Raw genomic sequence first — 24,586 nt, forward strand, 5'->3', positions numbered from 1 at the left:
TCCCACTCTCTTCTCAACCGTGGGGGAAGGATGGCAAGGATTTTTCCCAGCGTATCTGGAAGGACTACCGTCAAGGACTGCCAAGCTATCTAATGGATACAGTTCTTCGTGGTACAGTGCTTGACTGGAGCCCACAGAAGGTCACGCAGATGTTTCATGCTCGATTTCAGGACGTTAAACGAAATGATATTCATCGACTAGTCGTTTCTGAGATGGGGCACGTTGCTGAAGAAGCTGCTTTTCAAAGCTACGAAGAAAATGAGATTGAGCAATATGAGTACATGGCAACTCTCGAAAGCCATACCTGTGATACTTGTGGGCGCTTAGATGGTCAGATGTTCAGAACGGATAAGCGAATTGTTGGTATTAACTATCCGCTTATTCATGCACGTTGTCGCTGTACTACGGTTCCATATATTGAAGGCATACCTGGCACATTTGAGCAGTGGATGCGTGATCCTGAAACTGGTAAGGGTAAGATGATTAAGAATGTTAAGTTCAGTGAGTGGAAGCGGCAATATGTTGACTTACCATTACACGAGCGAAAGTACGCCGAGACTTATGAGCTGTTAGGAAAGAATGCGCCTACCCGGTTAGAATATGATGCAATTAGATCAGGAAGTGTCGCAGAGCAAAAACTGACACATGATATTAAGACGGTAAAGTATATTCGTAATTCGACAAGTGAGACGGAATCATTTAACAGACGTGAGATTGCGGAAAAGGCTTATTTCTCATTCAAGAGAGATGAAATTAATATATCTGGTCATGCTGCGCTTCAATATGCTGTTAGAATGCAGAGAAAGAAAACAGGTCGAATTCTATTTAATTTCAATACGGTGAAAACCAATAGTTTAAAACCTGCTAATTATATTGATACTAGAAATTCAAGAATGGTGCATTATTATGGTAAACTTGCAGTGATTAAAGAACCTGATACTGGGGAAGTAGTTACCATTATCAGACAAAGAAAAGTAGGAAAGAGGTGGAAACAAATTGAAAAAGAGTGAAGCTAAGGCAATTGAAGTATTGGAAAATGCTTTTACAGATAGCGACTTAGAATCATACGTTTTTGTCATTCAAGATTACTATGCCGATGAAACTGATCAATTGGCTCTAGATAATCCTGAGATGGAGGACTATTTAAATGATATAATCCCTGAATTTACGGAAGGTTTTGATTTAAATAAGCGTAATGATTGGTTGAATAGACTTAAAGATATTATTAGGAATGCAAAAACATTTATACATGATTAAACAAGCACCCGACAAGAAAACGTTGAGTGCTATTTTTGTACCTATTTTTTCCCAGACACTTGGCATATCAGTTAATTTTGGAATTCATGTTCGATCGTTAGGTCAGCCGCCGGAATCTTGTCGGAGGCAATCAGTGGGGATGCCGGGCCAATCGATAGCAACGTCAAGTGGTGCATCGCCCGCGACGCAATCGTGTAGAGCGTCCCGGTCAGCTGGTCATCCGGGTAGTTGTCGGCGGAAACGTTGTAGGCAATCACGCTGTCGAACTCCAACCCCTTGGCCAGATAGATTGGCAGGACCACCACGCCCTTGGGCAGGGAGCGGTCGGTGTCGGTCAGGCGGGTCAGATCAAAGTCGCGGTGCAGTTCTTGATACACGTATTTGGCCTCGGCCGTGCTCTTGGTCAGAATCGCCACGGTCCCGTTGGTGGCCAGCTCGACGTTCAGCTCGTGAGCCAGCGCCTTGAAGGCGGCCGCCGTGTCGTAACGGATGATGACCTTGGGCAGGTCGCCGGGCCGGTTGAAGGCTTCAATCTGGTCGCCATCGGGCAGGAGTGCCTTGGCAAACGTCGTGATCGGTAGCGTCGAGCGGTAAGACCGCCGTAACGTGATCAGCCGCGAGCGTTTAACGTTCAGCGCAGCGTCCAATTTTTTCAAAATGGCTTCGGGAGCTTCCACGGCCTTGAAGAGGGCCTGTTCACTGTCGCCTAACAACGTGAGCTTGGCCCGCGGAAAGGCGTGTTGCAGGTAGATCAGTTGAGCCATCGAGTAGTCCTGCATCTCGTCGACGAACAGGTGCTGCATGCGATGGTTGGCCCCGCCACCGGCTAAAATATCGCGCAGGTATAAGAGGGGCGCTGCGTCGGTCAACGCCAAACGGTGAAATTCAATGTCGTGTTGGTAGGCGTCGATCACCGTTTGCCAGTCGGCCGCCGTCACGTCATCGGGCAACGGACACTGCTGGAGAAAGGCGGTGAACTGACTGTAGGCGTCCAGAAAGTAGCCGTTGTAAATGGCATCGTCCACGGACCGCAGCCGGCGCCGCACGATTTGCCGGGCGATGAAGTCAATCTCGTCATCGAGCTGTTCGAATTGCCCCAGGTGCTTTTCGCCCAGCAGGTTGTGGTAATCTTCATCGCTGAGTTGGTCGATGGTATCGCGAACCCAGTCGGCCTTGGCTTCCTCGGCGATGCGGTGCTTGAGCCGCTTCTCCAACACGTTCTTGGTCCGTAACAACCGGTCAGCAGGGGCCGCAGCCAGTGGAATCTGGCGGTAGATGTCGCGAATCTCTTCTTTACTGAAGAAGACGCGGCTCTTGAACCGGATGTCCGTGAACTTCAGGTCGTTGGCATCGCAGCCTAGGCAGTAATCGCGCACGGCCGTCATCATCGCGGCACTTTCCCGGAATCGGCGCAACGGTAGGTTGACCGGCGTTTGTTGGTCGGCTTCGTAGCGCTCGAACTGCGTCTGAACGTTGAGTCCCTGGAAGCGTTGCGTGAGAAATTCGGCCAGGGTGACTTGGCGCATGTTGCGCTCACCCAGACTGGGGAGCACGTCGCTGATGTAGTGGCTGAACAGGCGGTTGGGCGAGAACAGCACGATTTGGTCGGCTTCGAGGTCGCGGCGGCTGTGGTAGAGCAGAAAGGCAATGCGCTGTAAAATGGCGGACGTCTTGCCGGAACCAGCCACACCTTGAACCACCAGTAGGTCGCTCTTGGTATCGCGGATGATGTCATTTTGCTCGCGCTGAATGGTGGCCACGATATTTTGCATGGTGGCGTCGTTCTGCTCGCCCAGCGCGTGCTGGAGCATTTCGTCGCCGACAGTCTCGTTGGTGTCAAACATGCTCTCGATTTTGCCGTCCTGGATCAGAAATTGCCGCTTCTTCAAGAGGTCGGTCTGTTGCGGGCCGGCCGGGGTGTCGTAGGCAACTTTGCCCAGCACACCGTTGTAGTAGACACTGGAAATGGGCGCGCGCCAGTCGTAGACCAGAAATTCTTGGTCGTCGTTAACAAATGAGGCGGTCCCGATGTACAGCGATTCCGGTTGCGTCTCGTCTGGGTCTTGAATGTCGATGCGCCCGAAGTAGGGCGACTTCTGGAGTTCTTTAAAGGTATCGAGTTGTCCTTGAATAATATTTTGATTTTCAGTCAGTCGCGAGACTAAGGCCCGTTGCTGCTGAAGTTCGGCACTGGTTTCGATTCGGTCATCGACTTCAAACCAGTTGACCGAGGTGTTTTCGCTATAGTTCTTCAACACGTTACGCAGCTCTTGATGCGCCGCGTCGTAGTCGGCAGCGGTCTTATCGATGCGCTTGCCAATCTCATCACTCACGCGGTCGACGCGCTGTTGTTCCTGAGCTTCTTCGCTGGTGGTCAAAATGACCGCCTCCTTTGGGTAGACTAAAGTGCCTAACAAGTTTAGTCATTATTGGGGGCCGTGTCAATCAATCTTACTTGACTGGGAGGACTAGCAAACATGATTTTTGTAGGGTTACACCACAATCGCAAAATCTGTGAATGGGGGAAGTGCAATACCCCTCTGACACCCCGGCCTGAAAAAAACTTAACTCACTTGCGGCAGGTAGCGGCCTTGGCGACAGCGTGGTCATGGTGATCGAAATCAATGAAATACCCCTTGATTGACTGGTTCTTCAATGTCCATTTGGCAGTGTTGGAATTTTTGGATTGCCACTTACTTGAGGATACCTTTCGTTTGGAAGTGACATGGTTGTTGAAACTGGTGCGTTTCAGCGCTTGAGCCTTAGTGGTTTTGGAGACAACATAGAAATTGTAAGTCTTGGCCGCTTTGTAGACGTTGGTAGTGGCTTTGAATGTGACGTTATTCCCAGAAACTGACTTGGACCACCCCTTAGGAGCCGTAACCGAATCAATTGTCGTGCCTGCCGGGAGTTTGTCAGTAATGGTATACCCCTTACCAGAGTAGGAAGCCTTCTTCGTTTTTTGTTGAATCTTCCAACTGAAAGTCTTGGTGTAATCAACTAATGCTGACTTGGTTGCAGAATAGGTTGACGGCTTGGCTGATTGGGGACCAACATATTTCTTGGGGGAGGGTTGAGGTTGAGGAGACTTAGGAAGTTTCATACCGTTTATATCGAGTAAATCGGTATATGGTGCATGACCACGCCAACTAATCCCAATTGATGAAGTTTTATAAACAGCTAATGCCGAGTTTTTGACTTGAGGTCCACCGAAATCAGTATAATCTCTACCAGTTCCCTTTTTAGTGAAATATGTTGATGGAAATGAAGAATCATCCTTAAGTTTTAATACCCCATAAGAACCGAACTCTCGGTCAATGTTTGATTTACCAGCCTTAGTTGTGTAGTTACCTACTTGAACTGGAGTATCGTAAGTCATAACTCGTTGACCCAAACTATAATGACGTTTTCCCCCAGACTTCATATATGCTGGTTCAATTTCCATAAATCCAAGTCCAATAGTATGGTCGGCATCTGCCTTTACATTGGTGTTAGTACCATGTTTTACTATGCGGATTGTAAAATCGGCGTGGGAAGCATGGGCGTTCATACCAGGGGCATTTTTATATGATTTTCCAACACGAGCTTTTGCCCCGCCTACGTACTTTTTTGGAGTGGCTACCCCAAATTTGTTAGTCATGAAGACAACGGTTTGCTTAGCATAAGATGTTCCAGCACCACCTATAGTCTCTTTTAACTTTTGACCAGAATACCCCTTCATTTGAATAATCATATCAGTTTGTTTACCATCAAATTTCCCAACATTAGTATAACGAATAGCTGGATTACTACTTAATTTGTAAAAGTATCCTGAGTTCTTGTTAGCTGAGAACTGTGGACCACCGCCGTATGTATTGGTTCCTTTGGTTCCCCTAATCATTTTAGCTTTGGTACTTTTGGACCACAGGGGTGTGAAATACGGTGAAGGACTTGAAGAAAAATCAATTTTACCCCGTTTAGTTCTATAGGCATATCCACTTTTTGTTAATTCAGTATAATACGTAGTATAGTTTGGACCACCTTTGGTTGCATTAGAAAAGCTACTAGCATTTGCTTGGGTAGGTTGAGTCATCGTTAGACCAACAGTACCTAACGTCATTAAAGTTGCCGTTAGCAGTGGTATTTTATATGACATACTTAAAACCTCTCTTCTTTCTTTTGTTTTATTATGAAAATTTTGATGGTAACCCTCAGTACTCGAAGCCATCGGTCTAATACCCCAACTGGTTCGATATGAAAACCCATCAATGTCCACTATGTAATCCTGATGTTACTCAGACTATGCAAAAAAGAGTCCGCAAATAATCACGGACTCTTAGGTAATTCAATATTTGATGATGTAATGTTTGATTTGTTACTTGTATGCTTTCACAGTAACTTTCTTTGATGATGAAAGTAGGTGGAAGGTGTAAACAATCTTACCATGTTTCTTGACAACTTTACCATTCTTAACTTTCTTAGTGTAGTACCCAGCTTTAGCCCAAGTGTGTTTAGCTTTAGGCGCCTTAATGGTCTTCTTGAAAGTACCTTTCTTACTTAACCGAACATACTTATACCCCTTGTATGTGGTAATCCGAGCCCATTTTGCATGGTGCTTAGCAGCTAATGACTTGGTACTTACCTTGATAGTTCCATTGACCTTAACATACTTATTTGACTTAGTTTTCTTTGAAGTTAACTTTGATACTTTGTAAGCATATTTCTTTGTGGCTTTCTTCTTAGTTGTTTTCTTTGTGGTTGACTTCTTGGTTGATACTTTACGTAACTTACCCTTAGGAATGCTTGCCACTGCTGCCTTATTATCTGCTGAGTCTTCCTTTTTATCTTGAGCAATTGCTTTCTTTTGAGATGAGGTCAGTGTTTTATTTACCGCAGCTTCTACTTCTTTTTCAGTTTTATAAGTCTTCCCTTCGTAAGTATACCCACCAGAGGCTTGAGCTGACACTTGGTTAGACCCGGTAAATGTTGGGATTACTAGAGCTAAGCCTAAGGTTGCTGAGGCAACCATGATTGAAGTCATTACTTTGTTTTTAATCATTGTTATCTTCCTTTCAAATTCAAGTTTCTTGTTGTTTAAGTTTAGTTTTGTTTGTTATTCTTGGGTCGGCCTCATTGACCAACATGATAACTATACCCCGTGTTACCTGGTTTGCAAACCCCTTGTTCATAATTTGTGATAATTAAGTTGTTAATCATGTTGTTAATCGTGTTGGAACATACTTAGTTGATGAACGTGTCGGTGAGTGGGGAGTCGTGTTGGTGTGAGACGTGTGATGGTACTGATAGTGTTAATACCCCTGATTGGTTGAGGCTCGGAGGTACAGGTCAGGGACTGGTCAGAATTACCTAGATAACCACATCTTCAATCGTGGGTTCGTGAGAAGTTGTTGGGTCATCAGGAGTAGTGGTAGACCCGGAAACCCGGGATGTCCAAATCTCGATTGAGAAGGGACTCTCATCTAGTAGGCAATGTATTCAGTCAATTCAGTCAGGAGTCATGTCATTTAACCAGTTATCCATTAAGTCTAAACCCATGGACAGTCCGGAATTCCGGAAGCGGTCCCCCAACTTTCCTGGGAGATTCTCAAAAATTTGAAGATAAAATTCAAGGATTACTTCAATTGATCATGATTGATTGGGGACGGGGTGATCAAAGATTCCAGAAAACTAAGTCATTGTGCTGGAATGGCAGGTCATCATGGAATTAGCCGAAGGTTGTGTTAGTTATGGCGGGTGACCCTAATAGTTTCGGAATTAACTGTCGAAATGATTATCAAGTTACCCAGTTGTCCCGGAAAATTCAGCAATCGTGCCAAAACGGCAGATCATCACAGGATTAGCTGAGGGTTGTGGCAGTTACAGCGAGCGAACCTGATGTCTTTAAAACTGATAGTTAAAACAACCATCATGTTACCCAGTGATTCAACTAATGACAGTTAAGGTTGAGTGGCAAACTAAATTGGGTGTATTCGGTCGTCAGCAATCCTAAGTTTTCGGCAGGCATCCGTAATGTTTCCGCAGTATTCTCGGGGATGGGCAGTGGTCGGACATTTCGGCAGTCAACCGCCGTCACCAGCAGTCACTGACGCTAGCCGTAAGCAGACGTCCAGATCGACGCAGGTTGCCATTGTTAAAGGGATTTCATATTTTTCGCGTAGTTTATTCTTTTACCGTACCTCATGAGACTAAAAGATAATGCGTTAGACTTAAACGTTAAAATTCACACGACTCCCAGGTAAATAGCAGAGACTGCCAATATCTAAGGAAACTGCCATTCTAGCTTCAGGGATAGCAGAATAAATCTGGGAAATGAGCAAAAGGCGCCATTATTACGCGAGCCAACGAAAGAAAAATTTTGTACAATTAAATAGGAAAACGCTTACATAAAGATGCCGATTTATGTTAGGCTAAGTGTAAGGTAGCTGGCGTCCTGTGAAAACCACGCATCATTTACATAGAACAGGAGCCACGCCACCGCAATCAGCACGTGAAAGGATGAACGCTATGCAAGGCTGGCAATTTACGAAGACACACGCACCACTGCAACTGGTTGAGGTCGCCGATCCCGAGGCGGCAGCGGGTCAGGTCGTCGTTGACATCAAGGCGTCTGGACTCTGTCACACGGATGTGACCATCATGGATGATCCGGGCTGGATGGACTTGGTTCAGCCGCCCGTGATTCTGGGTCACGAATGCGCCGGGGTTATCGAATCGGTCGGCGCCGGCGTGAGCAAGTTCAAGCCGGGTGACCGCGTTGGGGTGTGCCCGATTGACCCAGATACGCAGGTCTCCATCGGTGGTGTGGTTGACGGCGCTTACGCCAACAAACTGGTCGTCCCACAAACGGAATTGATTCCACTGCCCGACAACGTGTCATTCATTGACGGTGCTGCGGCAACGGATGCCGGCATGACGTCTCATCGGGCCATCTTTGGCGTCGGTGGCGCGCAGGCGGGCATGAAGGTCGGCATCATCGGGATTGGTGGTATCGGCGACTTTGGCGCACAACTGGCGATTGCGGCCGGCTGTGAGGTTTACGCCGCAGACCCCAAACCTGAAGCCAAGCAGATGGCCCAGGCCATGGGCTGCAAGGGTATCTTTGACGATGTTAGCGAAATGAAAGACATCGCGCCTGATCTGATCGTTGATTTCGCGGGCTTTGACACGACGACGGCCCACGCGTTGTCCGTTGTGGCGCCTGGTGGCAAGGTCGTTGTGGTGGGGATGGGCATTCTCCATTCGACTATCAGTACCTGGGACTTGATCATGAAGCGTGCCCAACTCGTCGGCAGCATGGGCGGCGACAACTCGGACATTGCCTTTTGTTACGACGCGCTGTCCAAGGGCCAAGTTAAACCCACGCTCACGACCATCGACTTCAGTCAGATCGACCAAGGCTTGGAAAGGCTACGTCAGGGGGGCGTCACTGGTCGGTTGATTGCGACGCAAGACTAGTTGGGCAAGACCCAATCAGCCCCAGCTTTCGCACAACGGTGGGCGTTCAGGGGGACGCGTGTTGTGAGCCCTGAACGATAAAAATCTTTGTGGCAGATACCAGTTTACTTTACGCTGGAAAACCACTAAAATAAGGGAATGGAACTTGATAAAAGTAGGCCAATCCCAGAGAAAAACCGCCCGAGCTGAAACGGTTTTACGGTCGAAGTGGGTCAAGCAATTTTTAACCAAATCGATAAATACTTATCGCGGCGTCACCGTTATTGACAAAAGTGGTGGTCATAGATGGCCACAAATTAGGTGGTACCGCGCAGGAGCGTCCTATTGGCATTGGCCAATGGGGCGCCTTTTTAGAAAAGGAGAATACGTTTAATGAGTAAAAAACACGTGATTTTAACTGGTGACCGACCAACGGGTAAGCTCCATATTGGGCATTACGTGGGGTCATTGAAGAACCGGGTGGCACTGCAGAACACCGGCGATTACGATACCTACATCATGATTGCCGACATGCAGGCTTTGACCGACAACGCACGCGATCCCGAAAAGATTCGCCACAGTCTGTTACAAGTGGCTTTGGACTACCTGGCCGTGGGCATTGACCCTGCCAAGTCAACGATTCTGGTTCAATCCCAGATTCCAGCATTGAACGAACTGACGATGGCTTACTTGAACCTGGTCTCCGTTTCCCGGTTGAACCGGAACCCAACGGTCAAGAACGAGATCAAGCAAAAGGCCTTTGGTGAAAGTGTGCCCGCTGGCTTCTTCATCTACCCCGTCAGCCAAGCCGCTGATATCACGGCATTCAAGGCCGACACGGTGCCCGTGGGCGAAGACCAAGAGCCTATGCTGGAACAGACCCGCGAAATCGTGCGGAGCTTCAACAGTATTTACCAACAAGAAATTCTGGTCGAACCCGAAGGCTACTTCCCACCTAAGGGCCAAGGCCGGATTCCTGGCCTCGATGGCAACGCCAAGATGAGCAAGTCCTTGGACAACGCCATTTACCTGGGCGACAGTGCCGACACGATTCAAAAGAAGGTCATGTCCATGTACACCGACCCAGAGCACGTGCACATCGAAGATCCAGGCCACATCGAAGGCAACACCGTCTTCACGTACCTGGACATCTTCGCCGAAGACCGCGACCACGTCGAAGAACTCAAGGCACAATACCAGCACGGTGGCCTCGGGGATGTTAAGATTAAGCGGTATTTAAACGAAGTCTTACAAGCCAAGCTCCAACCGATCCGTGAACGGCGCGAGGCTTTTGCGGCTGACGAAGGCGCTGTTTATGACATCTTAAAGCAAGGTAGTGAAAAGGCTAACCAAGTGGCCGCACAGACGTTACACGAAGTCCGGCACGCGATTGGCATCGACTACTTCGGCTAAGCTGAAATGGGGGATGCACCATGCAAAATCTAGCAATTGTTGATTTAGGCTCAAATTCAGTGCGGATGGCCGTCAACGAACTGCATGATGACGGGACGTATCGCGAGGTGAACCGGGTCAAGGCAGATAGCCGGTTGTCCGAAGGCATGGGGCCGGAGAAGATTCTCCAACCCAAGGCCATGGACCGGACGATTGCGGCCCTCAAGTCGTTTCGACCGTACTACGAGCAGTTGCCACACCTGATTGTCCGTGGAATTGCCACGGCGGCGGTCCGGCAGGCGCGAAACCGCGATGAGTTTCTAAAACGTGTTGCGGCCGCGACAAACATTGAGTTAGAAGTGTTGTCCGGCGACCAGGAGGCCTACTACGACTACCTGGGAGCCGTGAATCGGCTGAAGATCAAGGACTGTCTGCTACTCGATACCGGTGGTGCCAGCTGTGAGCTGGTCCACGTCAAGGACGGGCGCGACGCCAATCTGATCAGTGTCCCCTTTGGCGCGGTCAACCTGTCGGAACAATTCCGGCTGGATGACCGGGTCACCGCGGTCGACCTCTTCTCCGCGCAGGTCTTCTTGCGCGAGCGGCTCCAAGATATTTGGTGGCTCAATGATGCCAAACATCTACCGCTGGTCCTGCTGGGCGGCGCTAACCGGACGTTGGCCCGGATGAACCGCCAGCAGCAAAAGATCTTGCACGTGGAAAATATCCACGGCTACCGGTTGACCACCGGCCAGGTCATGAAGACCTTCGAACGCTTGTTACGCGTACCACTCAACGAGCGCAAGCGAATCTCTGGCCTGGAGAGCGAACGAGCTGATATTATTATCGGGGGGATGTTGCCCCTAGTCACGCTACTCCAGATGCTCGATTCCGATCGGGTCGTCTTTTCCGAGAGTGGCGTGCGCGAAGGCATCATTTCTGAATACCTGAGCCAACGTTAAGGAGGCTGACCTATGCGTCCACAACCTTTTTACCGTCTGCCCTATGAGGCGCGCCGCCAGCGTTTGGCGACGCACAGTCACCTGACCCCAGCACAACTGGATACGCTGGCGGCACATCGGGCAACGGCTGATGAGGACTTGATTGAAAACTATTTAACGACCTACGGCTTACCCGAGGGCGTGGCGGTCAACCTGCGAGTGGATGGCCACGACCTGACTGTGCCGATGGTGACCGAGGAGCCCTCGGTGATTGCGGCGGCTAGTAATGGTGGGCGCCTGTTGACGAGTGACACCGGCATCACCACGACGATTACGCGGCGTGAGCTGATGGGCCAGATCGTCTTTGATCACGTAGCGAACCCCGCTGATTTGGTGGCCTGGTTAACGGCCAACCAGCAACGGTTACGCCAGGTGGCTGACGCGGCCCATCCCAGTCTATTGACGCACGGTGGGGGCACTCGGTCGTTACGGATTCGGCAATTGCCGCCGGATTGGGTATCCCTGGACCTGTTCATTGACGTGGGCGAGGCCATGGGGGCCAACCTGGTCAATACGCTGACCGAAGCGGTGGCGGCCGACATCAAGCTGCACCGCGACAACGATATTTTAATGAGTATTTTAAGCAATTACGCCACGCACAGTCTGGTCACGGCCAGCTGTTGCGTACCGGTGGCGCAATTGCAGACCAAGACCACTGCCGGGGCCACGGTCGCCCAACGGATTGCGGCGGCCAGTGACTTTGCCCAGGTCGACCCGTACCGCGCGGTGACCCACAACAAGGGCATCATGAATGGCATCGACGCCGTGGTCTTGGCCATGGGCAATGATTGGCGTGCCGTGGAAAGCGGTGTCCACGCCTATGCCAGCCGAAATGGCCAGTATCAAGGCCTGAGTCGCTGGTGGGTCCGTGATGACCAGCTCCACGGCGAGCTGACGGTACCACTGGCGTTAGGCTTCGTCGGTGGGGCCACGCGGGTCTTGCCGCTAGTCAAGGTCAACCAACAATTGGCCCAGGTCACCAGCGCCCGGCAACTTATGGGTGTCACGGCGGCCGTAGGGTTAGCCCAAAACGTGGCGGCTCTGCGTGCACTCGTGACCGACGGGATTCAGCGCGGCCACATGTCACTTCAGCGCAAGTCGCTGGCCCTGTCCGTGGGCGCGACTCCGGCCGAATTACCGGCAGTGGTCCAACGCCTGGCAACCATCACGCAACCGACGATGGCCCAGGCAACGGCGGCGCTTCAGGCGGTCCGTCAAGCAAATTTAAAGAAATAGGGGAATTGAACGCGCATGCAAGCAAAAGATGTTGAATTGAACGACACAGTACAAGATTTATTAGACCAAGTCAATGCCCTGTATCCCGGCAAGGTCACCGTCCAAATGATCGGCGAACTTCAAGCCGGCTTCGTGCGGCATGACCAAGCCCAACAGATGCAAATGGGCAAGGACATTGCCATTCAGGTAGCTGATCTGACGGCGCCCAACTACACGGCGTCCCACGAACTGCTACATTTATTGATGATTCTGTCCGGCTTCCCCCAAGTCTTCTTCTCATTGACCACGGGCCAACCTGCATTGGATGAACAACTAATGATCATGGGCACCGAGCTCTACGACATCGTGAGTCACATTGTGGTGGTCAGCGAACAACGCAAGCATCATTTGATCGACGACCACATCAAGGACCTATACTTGAAGGGAGTCACGGCCACCATCAAGCCAGAACCAACGCCAGTCGATGATGAAATGACGTTGCGGACCTTGACGCTGTTGGATGCGCTGGTCTTCTTTGGGACCGACGACCAGGCCATCATGGACCAGTTCACGCGCGACTACCCAATCAGCTTTGCCGCTGCGCAAAAGCTGTACGCAGTAATCACGGCCAAGCCGGTCGACTCGCCATTTAGCCTGCGACGTAACGTGGTCAAGCTCTTCAAGGCCTTCGACGAACAACTGGAAGCCTGGAGCCTGCCCGCTTTACACAACACCGAGTTCACCACGCTGACCAGTGTCTTGTCCAAACGACAACTGGGCTTACAGGTCAAGCAGATCTTTGAACTGTACCATTCCGATATGCACGAGAAGACCACGCAACGGCGGGGGTACGTCGGTTTTAACAAGGCGGATGAACAAAACGCCTTCGTGTTGCCGTCACCAGCGCCTAAGGATGATACGCCAGAGTACTACACCAAGATCTACAGTATGACCGTGGAAGATTTATTTAAGCAATTGAAGATGCCTTATATTTTACGTTAACAGTTAGCATTCACAGAAGGGATGATGGGGATGGAAGCGAGCTTACAAGCAACCTTTGACCAAGCCAAGCACATCGTATTTCTTACGGGTGCGGGCGTTTCGACGCCGTCGGGGATTCCGGATTACCGGTCGAAAAACGGCCTGTACACCGGGCACCGCAACGCCGAGTATTATTTGAGTCACGCCTGTCTGGCACAGGAACCAGAAGTCTTTTACGACTACGTGAAGCAAAACCTGTACCATCCGGACGCCAAGCCCAATGTCATTCATGAAAAGCAAGCGGCGTTGACCCGTCAAGACCGCGCGACGGTCATCACGCAAAATATCGATAACCTGTACAACGTGGCCGACACCAAGCATTTGGTCGAATTTCACGGCAACATGTATCGTGTCTACTGTCAGGTCTGCGGCGCACAGGTCCCGTGGCAAGACTATTTGAAGGACCCGCACCATGACGTGGACGGCGGCTGGTTACGGCCGGATGTCGTGTTGTATGATGAGGGACTCAACGAGTTAAATATTCAACGGTCCGTGGCGGCGATGAATCAAGCAGATTTGGTCGTCATCGTCGGTACCTCCATGCGGGTCTATCCGTTCGCTGGGCTGTTGGATTACCGCAATTCGGCGGCCAAAGTCGTGGTCGTCAATCAAGAAAAGTTAGATCTGGGCTTTGACTACGACATGGTGCAGGCCGAAGCCACCACGTTCTTCAACGACCTGCAAGTTCGGGGGTAACGCTGATGAGCCATCAAGAAGTCATTCGTCAACTGCGCAACCTGGTTCGCCGGCTGCGCTTGCTGAGCGTGCTCCAGCTGATTCCGGATACGCTGGTCATTTATGGGATTCTCCAACTGGCCTTCAGCGGGCAAATCGTGACGCTCTTCAACGCCAGCTTTGCCCGCAGCCAAGCGGTGTTGGTCACGGCACTCTTTGCGTTGATCGACCTGTGTGTGACGGGGATTCGCTACAATGACCGCTTGACCGGCAAACGTCTGATTGGCCAGCTCAGTGGGCGGCTGTCCACGCCGGAAGCTGAGCTGATCAAGCAGTTTGAACGGTTTAAGTGAAGTGCTGACTAAGCTGGCCGCCTCCCATCCGTCAAATATGAGCCGGAACGCTGTGGGCGGACGGGTCGAGCCGAAGGGCGGTCTCGACACCTCGACTTTGAGCCGAAAGACCGCGTCTCAAAGTCGCCAGTTCCCTAACCGGCGTGAATCGTGCCGCTAAGGGAACTCCCACGGCTGAGCTCATATTTGACGGACTCCGGCTACGGAGATATATCACAGCTAGTCGGGTTGGTCCTTCCCACAGCGTCACGGTCCAAATTGGGCGAACGGTCAGGCGGCCAGCGCGATTGACATGAGACGCTAACTGAGTTGCACGTAAGATAAGGGGGCATTGGATGATTACGATTGGTTTAACTACCTGGACGGAACATCCAGCCTTGATTGGCGGTGAGACGCGGCCGGTAACACTCAGCGAATACGCGGGGCACCTGCCCGTGGTTGAGTTGGACACGCCGTTTTACGGTATTCCGCGCCAGAGTACGGTTGAGAAATGGCAGGCGGCCGTACCGGATGGCTTTCAATATATTTTGAAGGCTAACCAGGTGATGACGCGTCACGACCGGCAGAACGCCGATGATGAGGTGGCCCGTAATACCGCCTTCACGGAGTTCCGTTCGGCGATTTGGCCGTTGATCAAGGCGCATAAATTATTGACGGTGCTGTTCCAATTTCCGCCGTTCTTCAACCGGACTACGGCAAACATCGAGTATCTGCGCAACGTGCGGGTCTTGATGGGTGATTTGCCGGTGGCCGTGGAGTTTCGTAGCCCCAGCTGGTTCGCCACGCCGGGGATGACGGCCGACGTCATGGCCTACCTGAAGTCGCTGCACTTTACTAACGTCACGACGGATGAGCCCCACAACTTAAACGATGGTATTCCGTTGGTGGAAATGGTCACGACACCAGAATTGGCGGTGGTCCGGCTTCACGGACGCAATGCCAAGGGCTGGTTCAACCAGGGGCAGGATTGGCGCAAGACGCGGACCTTGTACCGCTATTCGGAAGCAGAACTACAGGAGCTTGCGGCGTTGGCCAAGCGGTTGGATGCACAGGCGAAGGACGTTTGTGTCATCTTCAACAACAATTCCGGTCGGGACGCGGCACCCAACGCGTTACGCCTCCGCGAGATTCTCGGCCTCCACTGGCAGAACCTGGCCCCGCAGCAGTTGGATTTGTTTTAGGGACTAAGATTAGCTGAATTGAAGCCTGCGTCCGGCAAGTTCTCGCTACGAAGCTATAAACAACCAGTTTTAATGCTATAAGTCGCGTTATGACAATGATTATAGCTGATTTCTATCTGTCAATCTTCAGGTAGGTAACTGTGCCAGGAGCTTGCTGACGGAATAGATGGTCGGGTGGCACCCGAAAACCAAGTGCGCAGCCGGGAGACTGGTTGGGTACTTTTCGCTTTTCTACACACGATTTCTTAGACAAAAATCCCGGGTTAGCGCTATGGCTCGCCCAGGGTTTATGCTATACTTGATTAGAATTTACAATGAAAATTAACCCGATAATCACGGAACAATTTAGAGCGAGGGAAGGCTTTTATTTTATGGCAGACAAACCAAGTTTTTACATTACGACGCCGATCTACTACCCGTCTGGGCGGCTACATATCGGTAACTCTTACACCACGATTGCCTGTGACGTGGTCGCACGTTACAAGCGCAGCAACGGTTATGACGTTTTCTTCTTGACCGGGACCGATGAACACGGTCTGAAGATCGAAGACAAGGCCCAATCACAAGGTCAAACGCCCCAAGAATACGTGGATGGCATGGCCAAGGGCATCAAGCAACTGTGGAAGACGTTGGAAATTTCTAATGATAAATTCATTCGGACCACCGACAAGCAACACGTGGCGGCCGTTCAAGAAGTTTTCGAACGCCTGTTGAAGCAGGGCGACATTTACCTGGGTGAATACGAAGGTTGGTACTCCGAGGACGACGAAGAGTACTTTACCGAAACGCAATTGGCCGAAGTCTACCGTGATGACAACGGTAAGGTCATTGGTGGGAAGGCACCTTCTGGCCACGAAGTCTCATTGGTCAAGGAACAGTCGTACTTCTTCAAGATGAGTAAGTACGCCGATTGGCTGCTGGACTTCTACCACAGCCATCCCCACTTCATCCAACCAGAATCACGGATGACCGAAATGATCAACAACTTCATCAAGCCTGGCTTGGAAGACCTCGCCGTATCCCGGACCACCTTTACCTGGGGTGTGCCGGTCAAGAGCAACCCCAAGCACGTGGTCTACGTGTGGATCGACGCGTTGCTCAACTATATCACGGCCTTGGGCTACACCAGCGACGACGAGAGCCTCTTCAAGAAGTTCTGGCCCGCTAATGTCCAAATGGTCGGTAAGGAAATCGTCCGGTTCCACTCCATTTACTGGCCAATCGTGCTGCACGCCTTGGGTATCGAAGCCCCAGACGAATTGTTTGCGCACGGCTGGTTATTGATGAAGGACGGCAAGATGTCCAAGTCTAAAGGGAACGTCATTTACCCTGAAACGCTGGTTGACCGCTACGGCTTGGACGCGCTGCGGTACTACCTGATGCGCGCCATGCCTTATGGCAACGATGGGACGTTTACGCCCGAAGACTTCGTTGACCGCTTGAACTACGACTTGGCCAACGACTTGGGGAACCTGTTGAACCGGACTGTTGCTATGATCAACAAGTACGAAGACGGCAAGTTACCTGAATTCAAGGCAGGGGTCACGGCCTTTGACGCCGACCTCGAAGCCACGGCAGAAACGGTTATCGCCAACTATCGTGAGTTGATGGACAAGATGCACTTTGCTGACGCGCTGGCCGAAATTTGGAAGCTGGTTTCGCGGACCAACAAGTACATCGACGAAACGGAACCGTGGAACTTGGCTAAAGACGACAGTAAGGCTGCCGACCTATCTGCAGTCATGGCGCATTTGGCCGCTAGTCTGCGGGTCATTGCGACGCTGATCAGTCCAGTCATGACCCATGCGCCAAAGGAAATCTTTGACCAATTGGGTCTGGACCCAGCTACGCTACGCATGACCGACTTGAAGTTGGCTGATTTACCAGCTGGCAAACAGGTTGTGGCCAAAGGGACGCCAATCTTCCCTCGGATCGACGTGCAAGAAGAAGTCGACTTCATCCAGGGACAAATGACCAAGTCTGAAAAGACCAAGGGCCGCGCTGCCATGGCGGCGAAGGCCGAAGCCCAACAGGCTGCCGCAGCTGACGAAGCCGGCGACTTGACGCTGAACAAGCCCGAGATTCGGTTCGATAAATTCGAAAAGATCGAACTGCGAGTCGCTGAAGTCAAGGCGGTCGACCACGTTGAAGGGGCCGACAAACTGTTGAAGTTCCAATTGGACGCTGGTGATCAAGGTACCCGGCAAATTCTGTCCGGAATCGCCCAATGGTATCCAGAACCACAAGAACTGGTTGGCAAGAAGGTCGTTATCGTGGCCAACTTGAAGCCGCGGAAGATGCGCGGTCAGGTCAGCCAAGGGATGTTATTGTCCGCCGAACACGACGGTCAAGTCCAACTCTTGACGCTGCCAGACAGCATGGTTAACGGCTCAGACGTTAGCTAGTAATTGAAGAAACCATAACCAAAACGTGGGCGGCGGATCGATGAGACGCCGACCGCGTTTTGTTGTAAATGCCTTGGTGCTGACGAACACAGGTGCTGTCCGCCTTACCGTTCCGCGAAAATCTAGGCTGGCGAGCCCAGATGCCTGCGGCTGCCAGGGTTCCACCTGCTCTGGGGAACACCTCCAGCCTGAGGGGCGGTCTTCCGGTTCGCTTGAAAGTCTGGCAAAGTTCGCCAGTCTTCCAAGTCGTCCCACGGTGTAGGCTGAGAAAAGACCTCAGCCAACACCGTCGACACAGCTGGCTCCACCCTGGCTGCCTCCGGCAAGCTAGTGCTTATCAGTAACGCTGTGTTGGGCCTAGTGGAGTTGGTTGGTAAAGTAGCTGCTGCAGGGGGCTAAGCAAGTTGTTACTGGCAAGCACTTCTGTAGCCGATAGTCCGCCAAATATGGGTTCAGCCGTGGGAGTTCCCTTAGCGGGTGGTCTTTGCCCGCTTAGGAAACTGGCGTCTTTGAGACGTGTTCTTCGGCTCAAAGCGAGGCCGAGACCGCCTCTCAGGCTCGGTCCGGTCCGCCCACAGCGACACGACCCATATTTGGCGGACGGCAAGGCGGCCAGTCAAGACAGTAGAGAAAAAGTAAAAAAGGAGAACAAGATGAAAATCTTTGATTCGCATACGCATTTGAACAGCGAAGAGTTCATCAACGATGTGCCCGGCTACCTCAAGCGGGCGGCCGACTTGGGCGTGGTCAAGATGACCAACATCGGCTCGAACACACAGCTGAATGCCGACGCCATTAAGTTGGCCCACCAGTATCCGCAGCTCTATGCCGCGGTCGGTTGGCATCCGGAAGACTCAAAGAACTACGACGCCGCGGCCGAGAAGCTGTTGGAAGAACAACTGGCCGATGATCGGGTCGTGGCGTTGGGGGAGATTGGCCTGGACTATCATTGGGATACGTCGCCCCAAGACGTCCAACGCAAGGTCTTTGCCCGACAAATCGCCATTGCCAAGGAAGTCGGCAAGCCCATTGCCGTGCACAACCGGGATGCGTTTGAGGATACCTATCGCATCATCAAAGACGCCGATATCCGCGACATCGGGGGCGTGATGCACAGCTTTAACGGCGACCCCGAATGGCTGAAGAAGTTCTTGGACCTGGGCATGCACATTTCCTATTCGGGCGTGGCCAGCTTTAAGAACGCGCATGAGGTCCACGATTCCGTGCGCGCAACGCCGCTTGACGTGATGATGGTCGAGACCGACGCGCCGTATTTGACGCCGGAACCCCACCGTGGCGAGCAAAATGAACCCGGCTTTACCCGCTACACGGTCGAAGCGATTGCCAAGGAACGCGAGACCACACCGGAAGCCATCGCGGCCGCCACGTTTAAAAACGCAGAGGAGTTTTACAAGATAAATGAAGAAGATTAAAGAAGTCCTCGTGGTTGAGGGCAAGGATGACACCAAGCAGATCAACCGCGCCGTCAATGCCGATACGATTGAGACCCGCGGTTCCGCGATTGACGACGACACGTTGGCCCTGATTGAAAAATTAGCGGATCAACGTGGTATCATCATTTTCACGGATCCGGACTTTTCCGGTGAAAAGATTCGTAAGATTGTGGCCGAGGCCGTCCCCAACGCCAAGCATGCTTTTTTGCCCAAGGCGGAAGGGCGCCCGGACAAGGCCGGTGGGTCATTGGGTGTCGAGCACGCCAGTCCTGAAGCTATTCGCGCGGCCCTTGACCACGTTTACACGGAAACGACCGCTGCACCGACCTTGATCACGCACGAAGACCTCATGGCGGCCGGCTTGATCGGTGGTCCCGGGGCCAAGGAACGGCGTGAACAATTAGGTGAGCTGCTTCAGATTGGCTACGTCAACGGGAAGCAATTGGAAAAGCGGCTTCGGATGTTTGGCATTCAGCCGGCTGATTTTGCTGCCGCCCTCAAGCAGGTGCGGGCAAAGGAGGAAAATTAATGAAGAATGAAGTCCCTGAAATTGGTTCACCAGCCCGAACGAAAGCGATTCTGAACCGGTACCATTTGGTGGCGAAAAAGAGTCTGGGCCAAAACTTCCTGTCCGACCTGAATATTCTCCGGAATATCGTGGCCGCAGGGGATGTGACCGACCAAGACAACGTCATTGAAATCGGCCCCGGGATCGGTGCTCTGACGGAACAAATTGCCAAGCGGGCCCACAAGGTCGTGGCTTTTGAAATCGACGAAAACCTGCTACCCGTGCTGGATGAAACGCTGATGGACTACGACAATGTCAAAGTCATCAACGAAGACATTTTGCAGGCCAACTTACCGGACGTGGTAAAAAACGAGTTCGAACCCGGCCATCCCATCAAGCTGATTGCCAACCTGCCATACTACATCACGACGCCAATTCTCATGGGTGTGCTCCAGAGCACGGTGGATTTTGATGCCATCGTGGTCATGATGCAGGCGGAAGTTGCCGACCGCTTAGTCGCTGAACCAGGCACCAAGGCGTACGGGTCGCTGTCTGTGGTCATGCAATACCGTGCGCACGTAGAGGTGGCCTTCAACGTGCCGCGGACGGCCTTCATTCCCCAACCCAACGTGGATTCGGCCATCATCCGCTTGACGCCACGGGAGGCGCTGCCAGTTAATCCGTACGAAGACAAAGCCCTGTTTGGTTTTGTTAAGGGATGCTTTGCCCACCGGCGGAAGTCCCTGTGGAACAATCTTCAGGGGATCTTTGGCAAGCAACCAGAAGTACGCGAACGAATCGAAACAGTTTTAAATCAAACGGGTATTTCCCGACAACTACGGCCAGAACGGCTAACCTTGATAAATTTCATCGAATTAACCAACGCTTTCCACAATGAAGGACTTATGTAACCCTTACCAATTGAGGATTCTTGCGGATTGACGCGGGTTGTGGTATAATTTGCAATTCATGTGAAACGATGGTATAATTGTTTCACAGAGGTGAAGTGCATGCCAACAAGTTTAGCGAACATTAAGAACAAACTGGATGATCGGATCGGCGAAAAGCTGATGGTGATTGCCCAGGCCGGTCGTAAGAAAACGACAGAGCGGCATGGAATTCTTCGGGAAACCTATCCAGCCGTTTTCGTAGTGGATTTAGACCAAAACGAAAATTCGTTCGAACGGGTTTCATACAGCTATACCGATATTTTAACCAAAAACATCGAAGTTGACTTTGATGAATAAATAATTGGGCCTGATAAGGCCTTTTTATTTTGCCCAAAACCATAGTATAATAGGCTTAATCATACTTACGATAAGGGTAGGGTGCCCTACCGAAGAGAATTCAGGTGAGCGCATGCAACTGATTGAAAAGGCACCAGCCAAGATTAACCTCGGCCTCGACACACCGTACCACCATCAGGATGGCGCGGAAGAGTGGAACATGGTCATGACCTCCGTCGACTTGGCGGACTACGTGGAAATTCAGACGTTAACGAAACACAAACGAATCCGAGTCGCTTCCGACAGCGGCTTTTTACCGAATGATCAGCGAAACTTGGCTTTTCAGGCGGCAAATTTGTTGCAGACCAATTACCATATTGACGAGGGCGTCAACATTCGCATTAAGAAAAATATTCCGGTAGCGGCCGGTTTAGGTGGTGGCTCATCGGATGCCGCCGCCGTGTTACGCGGCTTGAATCAGGCCTGGTCGTTGGGCTTGAGCTGGCAGGAACTGGCCGAACTGGGCCTACAGATTGATTCCGATGTGCCGTACTGCGTGTACGGGCGCACCGCCCACGTCCGCGGTCGTGGTGAGCGTATTACGCCACTGTCCAAGTTGCCCGCGGCCTGGGTCGTGTTGGCCAAACCCAAGGTCAGTGTGTCCACCCCCAGCATCCTCCAGCAGATTCGTTACGATCAGCTGGCCCATCCCGACATCGACGCGTTATTGCGCGCCGTGCGGGAACAAGATATTGCGGGAATGTGCGCCGTGATGGGCAATGCGTTGGAGCCATTGACGGCCCACCGGTACCCAGAAATCACGCAACTCAAGCAACAGATGATGAAATTCGGCGCCGACGCGGCACAAATGAGCGGCACCGGGCCCACCGTGTTTGGCCTCTGCAGCAAGCAGTCACGGGCACAACGGGTCTTCAACGGCATGAAGGGCTTCTGCCGCGAGGTGTATTTGGTGCGGCCGTTGCCTTAGAACTAGTAAATGTTTAGCGGGTTGGTGAATTGACAGTGATTTAGTGCGGGCTATTTTATTTAGGTGAATCTTTACCAGTATGGTATATTTTAAGTCTAAAGAGAGGAGAAGATGTTATGCGGCTGAATGAAATATACTCACCTGAGTTCATCGCGCAATTTGGCGATCAGCAGCGGCAATTTGGTGACTTGCAGCTGCTAAACAAATCTCCATACGTTGACTTAAATGGAATCGCCGATTTACTTGGACTCCAGCTCCATTATGAGAATTTAAAAAGCAACGAGTCGGGAAACTTCGATGAAGTAGCTCATACAATTGCAATCAATCGTAGAGATTCCCAGACGCGACAGCGGTTTACGATTGCGCATGAAATTGGTCATGATGTTTTAGGACACCATGTTTTCTCACAGCGCTCAAGTGATTTGGGTGCCTATAAGAGTATTTTAGAAAAAAGTAATGAGATGGCTGCCAATAACTTTGCGGCGACCCTATTGATGCCAAGAAACTTATTGGTGAAACTTGTTAAGGGTGCCATCGCGCATTTGGCGCTTAATGCTTCGGGATTGACGCCACGTGAAGTCGATCAGATAACGGCAGATGTTGCTAGAGAGCTGGCGGTCTCCCAGGAATCCATGACTTACCGATTTCAAAATGTTAGGATGTTTGTAAAAAAAGATGACTAATGAAATCTACAGTGAGGTTCAAACGCGGCTGCCAAGTGTGAAATTGTTTTTTGATGCGAAAATTAATATTGTGGTAAAACCATGTTTGAAGCAAGACGAAGGTCAGATGGACCTAGGTAATTTGGCGCAATTTGGTGATTTTAATGAGTATCATATTGAGAAGCTGACCTATGAAAATGCACAGGCTGATCCGGCATTCATTCGTGTCGGTAGTGCGGTCGAAGCAATCAACAAAATGTTAAAAGATAACGATATTCATAACTGGAATATCTTTTACTTGTATAAAGAACTGATTCAACGACTAGTTAAAGATAGGAGCGATGGCTTCTTTAATTATTTTCGAGGGCAGTTTGATGATTGGCCATTGGTTCCTAGTCTCTTTCGCGAGAATACCAAGAATAGTTTCATTGAAACTTATGATCGTATCTATAGTGATATTGCCAAAGAATATCCAGATGTTTTGAGCTATGTGCCTTACAAAAAAGAACATGCGGAGGCACGTGCTGAGCAGTTGGCTATGCTGCAACATTATGGGATGCGCACCAGTTTACTTGATATTACTCAAAATCCCTTCATTGCGCTTCAATTTATGGTTTAGGTTTTTCTAAGTATGAACGTGCACATACTAGTTCGCTAGATATGTATTGCATTGATGAAGAACGTCATGCAGAAAACAATATTTTCGTTGCCGTCGTCAAAAATGACCGTAATAAACGAATAAAAGCGCAAAAGGGTGCCTTTTTTGACTACGATTATTTAAGCGATATCAAGCAAACCAAAATTGAGCGAATTCCGCGATTGAAGATTAGGGTAGTATTTGACGTGTCTGATACTGAGAGGGTTTTAAAAAAGCAGCAGCAAGATTTTCAAGAGCTATTGACCTTTTGGGAAAATTCAGAAGTAGCTATCCCTAAGACAAACGCCAAGGTTCCAATGAATAGACAGTTGGCAGACAACATCAAAGAAATTGATGAACTGTTGGAGCAAAGTCCAAACCTGATGAAAGGGAGACTCAGCTACTTGCTTAGTCGGGACATTAGTCAAAAATTGCGTGAATATTTTTATCTGGAGAAAAACCTTTTTCCAGATTTTGACAAGTACATCACGTATTTACAGGATAAAAATATTGAGTCGAGAGAAAAATTAAATCAGTAAGAGGTGAAGAACAGTTAAAGCAGACGAAATTTACCAAGCCATCCAAGCGGATCCCATGAATCAGGCCTTCACGCAACAGGGGATGTTGCCGCTGTATCACGTGGATCCGCACGCGGAGATTTTGCTGGTCAGTCAAGCGCCGAGTCGGCAGGCGCAGGCGTCGATGACCTTCTGGGACGACGCCAGTGGGAACCGGCTCCGGGATTGGATGGGCGTGACCAAAGACCAGTTTTATCATTCAGGTAAATTGGCGGTCTTGCCGCTGGATTTCTACTATCCCGGCAAACACGCGCATGGCGGCGATTTGCCACCACGTAAAGGATTTGCGGAAAAATGGCACGCGCCATTGCTGGAACTGATGCCACAAATCAAGCTGACCTTGCTGATCGGACAGTACGCGCAGAAATACTACTTGCCACACCGTGAGAAAACGTTGACGGCTACGGTCGCGCATTACGCGGACTACCTGCCGGATTACTTTCCACTGGTCCATCCCTCGCCGTTAAATTACGGCTGGATGCACCAGCACCCATGGTTCACGGAAACGGTGGTGCCAGAACTCCAGACCCGCGTGGCGGGGATTATGGCTGATCAGTAACACGGCTTACCAATTTAAGC

The 24,586-nt window shown here is 50.8% G+C and carries 23 protein-coding genes; 20 read left to right on the plus strand and 3 right to left on the minus strand.

Annotation, left to right across the window (positions count from 1 at the left end):
• Positions 1 to 92: 92 nt before the first annotated feature.
• Together NGM66_RS08515 and NGM66_RS08520 are read left to right on the plus strand one after the other, a co-directional pair.
• Complete coding sequence (locus tag NGM66_RS08515) at positions 93 to 1,010, plus strand: minor capsid protein (RefSeq protein ID WP_208910826.1); 918 nt, start codon at positions 93 to 95, stop codon at positions 1,008 to 1,010.
• Positions 997 to 1,257: a hypothetical protein gene (locus tag NGM66_RS08520; RefSeq protein ID WP_245155267.1), complete on the plus strand. Its 261-nt coding sequence runs from the start codon at positions 997 to 999 to the stop codon at positions 1,255 to 1,257. The genes NGM66_RS08515 and NGM66_RS08520 overlap by 14 nt, the downstream gene beginning before the upstream one ends.
• A gap of 71 nt (positions 1,258 to 1,328) precedes the next feature.
• Here NGM66_RS08520 and helD read toward each other — a convergent pair whose 3' ends face one another.
• The 3 genes from helD to NGM66_RS08535 form a co-directional block, all read right to left on the minus strand.
• The gene (gene helD / locus NGM66_RS08525; RefSeq protein WP_258115552.1) at positions 1,329 to 3,635 is read right to left on the minus strand and encodes an RNA polymerase recycling motor HelD; all 2,307 of its coding nucleotides are present in this window, start codon (positions 3,633 to 3,635) and stop codon (positions 1,329 to 1,331) included.
• Positions 3,636 to 3,826: 191 nt separating this feature from the next.
• Entirely contained in the window at positions 3,827 to 5,464 is a 1,638-nt protein-coding gene (locus NGM66_RS08530; RefSeq protein ID WP_208910822.1) for a hypothetical protein, read from the minus strand.
• 147 nt (positions 5,465 to 5,611) lie between these two features.
• Entirely contained in the window at positions 5,612 to 6,295 is a 684-nt protein-coding gene (locus NGM66_RS08535; RefSeq protein WP_208910820.1) for a hypothetical protein, read from the minus strand.
• Between the two features lie 1,457 nt (positions 6,296 to 7,752).
• Here NGM66_RS08535 and NGM66_RS08540 point away from each other — a divergent pair.
• From NGM66_RS08540 to NGM66_RS08625, 18 genes are all read left to right on the plus strand, one after another.
• Positions 7,753 to 8,712 carry an alcohol dehydrogenase catalytic domain-containing protein gene (locus NGM66_RS08540; protein WP_209279983.1) on the plus strand — a complete coding sequence of 320 codons (960 nt, stop codon included), beginning with the start codon at positions 7,753 to 7,755 and terminating at the stop codon, positions 8,710 to 8,712.
• A gap of 372 nt (positions 8,713 to 9,084) precedes the next feature.
• Positions 9,085 to 10,104 carry a tryptophan--tRNA ligase gene (gene trpS, locus NGM66_RS08545; protein ID WP_208910818.1) on the plus strand — a complete coding sequence of 340 codons (1,020 nt, stop codon included), beginning with the start codon at positions 9,085 to 9,087 and terminating at the stop codon, positions 10,102 to 10,104.
• Between the two features lie 20 nt (positions 10,105 to 10,124).
• Complete coding sequence (locus tag NGM66_RS08550) at positions 10,125 to 11,045, plus strand: Ppx/GppA family phosphatase (RefSeq protein WP_208910816.1); 921 nt, start codon at positions 10,125 to 10,127, stop codon at positions 11,043 to 11,045.
• Positions 11,046 to 11,057: 12 nt separating this feature from the next.
• The gene (locus NGM66_RS08555; protein ID WP_208910814.1) at positions 11,058 to 12,320 is read left to right on the plus strand and encodes a hydroxymethylglutaryl-CoA reductase, degradative; all 1,263 of its coding nucleotides are present in this window, start codon (positions 11,058 to 11,060) and stop codon (positions 12,318 to 12,320) included.
• A 15-nt stretch (positions 12,321 to 12,335) separates the two neighbouring features.
• Complete coding sequence (locus NGM66_RS08560) at positions 12,336 to 13,301, plus strand: IpaB/EvcA family protein (protein WP_208910812.1); 966 nt, start codon at positions 12,336 to 12,338, stop codon at positions 13,299 to 13,301.
• Between the two features lie 30 nt (positions 13,302 to 13,331).
• Positions 13,332 to 14,036 carry an NAD-dependent protein deacylase gene (locus tag NGM66_RS08565; RefSeq protein ID WP_208910809.1) on the plus strand — a complete coding sequence of 235 codons (705 nt, stop codon included), beginning with the start codon at positions 13,332 to 13,334 and terminating at the stop codon, positions 14,034 to 14,036.
• Positions 14,037 to 14,041: 5 nt separating this feature from the next.
• Positions 14,042 to 14,368 carry a hypothetical protein gene (locus NGM66_RS08570; RefSeq protein WP_208910807.1) on the plus strand — a complete coding sequence of 109 codons (327 nt, stop codon included), beginning with the start codon at positions 14,042 to 14,044 and terminating at the stop codon, positions 14,366 to 14,368.
• Positions 14,369 to 14,703: 335 nt separating this feature from the next.
• Positions 14,704 to 15,549, plus strand: coding sequence for a DUF72 domain-containing protein (locus NGM66_RS08575; protein ID WP_208910804.1), 846 nt, complete (start codon positions 14,704 to 14,706; stop codon positions 15,547 to 15,549).
• 371 nt (positions 15,550 to 15,920) lie between these two features.
• Positions 15,921 to 17,954, plus strand: coding sequence for a methionine--tRNA ligase (metG, locus tag NGM66_RS08580; RefSeq protein WP_208910803.1), 2,034 nt, complete (start codon positions 15,921 to 15,923; stop codon positions 17,952 to 17,954).
• Between the two features lie 653 nt (positions 17,955 to 18,607).
• A complete protein-coding gene (locus NGM66_RS08585; protein WP_208910802.1) occupies positions 18,608 to 19,387 on the plus strand; it encodes a TatD family hydrolase in 780 nt (259 codons plus the stop codon).
• Positions 19,374 to 19,937 (plus strand): ribonuclease M5, encoded by a 564-nt coding sequence (gene rnmV, locus NGM66_RS08590; RefSeq protein ID WP_208910801.1) that lies wholly within the window; start codon positions 19,374 to 19,376, stop codon positions 19,935 to 19,937. The genes NGM66_RS08585 and rnmV overlap by 14 nt, the downstream gene beginning before the upstream one ends.
• Positions 19,937 to 20,827 carry a 16S rRNA (adenine(1518)-N(6)/adenine(1519)-N(6))-dimethyltransferase RsmA gene (gene rsmA / locus NGM66_RS08595; protein WP_208910799.1) on the plus strand — a complete coding sequence of 297 codons (891 nt, stop codon included), beginning with the start codon at positions 19,937 to 19,939 and terminating at the stop codon, positions 20,825 to 20,827. The genes rnmV and rsmA overlap by 1 nt, the downstream gene beginning before the upstream one ends.
• Positions 20,828 to 20,926: 99 nt before the next feature.
• Positions 20,927 to 21,163: a Veg family protein gene (locus tag NGM66_RS08600; RefSeq protein WP_061777444.1), complete on the plus strand. Its 237-nt coding sequence runs from the start codon at positions 20,927 to 20,929 to the stop codon at positions 21,161 to 21,163.
• A gap of 112 nt (positions 21,164 to 21,275) precedes the next feature.
• A complete protein-coding gene (gene ispE / locus NGM66_RS08605; RefSeq protein ID WP_125576245.1) occupies positions 21,276 to 22,130 on the plus strand; it encodes a 4-(cytidine 5'-diphospho)-2-C-methyl-D-erythritol kinase in 855 nt (284 codons plus the stop codon).
• A 116-nt stretch (positions 22,131 to 22,246) separates the two neighbouring features.
• Positions 22,247 to 22,813 carry an ImmA/IrrE family metallo-endopeptidase gene (locus NGM66_RS08610; protein WP_258115553.1) on the plus strand — a complete coding sequence of 189 codons (567 nt, stop codon included), beginning with the start codon at positions 22,247 to 22,249 and terminating at the stop codon, positions 22,811 to 22,813.
• The gene (locus NGM66_RS08615; protein WP_208910795.1) at positions 22,806 to 23,411 is read left to right on the plus strand and encodes an FRG domain-containing protein; all 606 of its coding nucleotides are present in this window, start codon (positions 22,806 to 22,808) and stop codon (positions 23,409 to 23,411) included. Before NGM66_RS08610 ends, NGM66_RS08615 begins: the two co-directional genes overlap by 8 nt.
• Before the next feature lie 41 nt (positions 23,412 to 23,452).
• Positions 23,453 to 23,968 carry a hypothetical protein gene (locus NGM66_RS08620; RefSeq protein WP_208910794.1) on the plus strand — a complete coding sequence of 172 codons (516 nt, stop codon included), beginning with the start codon at positions 23,453 to 23,455 and terminating at the stop codon, positions 23,966 to 23,968.
• Between the two features lie 55 nt (positions 23,969 to 24,023).
• Positions 24,024 to 24,566, plus strand: coding sequence for a uracil-DNA glycosylase family protein (locus NGM66_RS08625; RefSeq protein ID WP_208910793.1), 543 nt, complete (start codon positions 24,024 to 24,026; stop codon positions 24,564 to 24,566).
• Positions 24,567 to 24,586 lie beyond the last annotated feature (20 nt).

The organism is Levilactobacillus yiduensis, assembly GCF_024718525.1.
Classification (GTDB): domain Bacteria; phylum Bacillota; class Bacilli; order Lactobacillales; family Lactobacillaceae; genus Levilactobacillus; species Levilactobacillus yiduensis.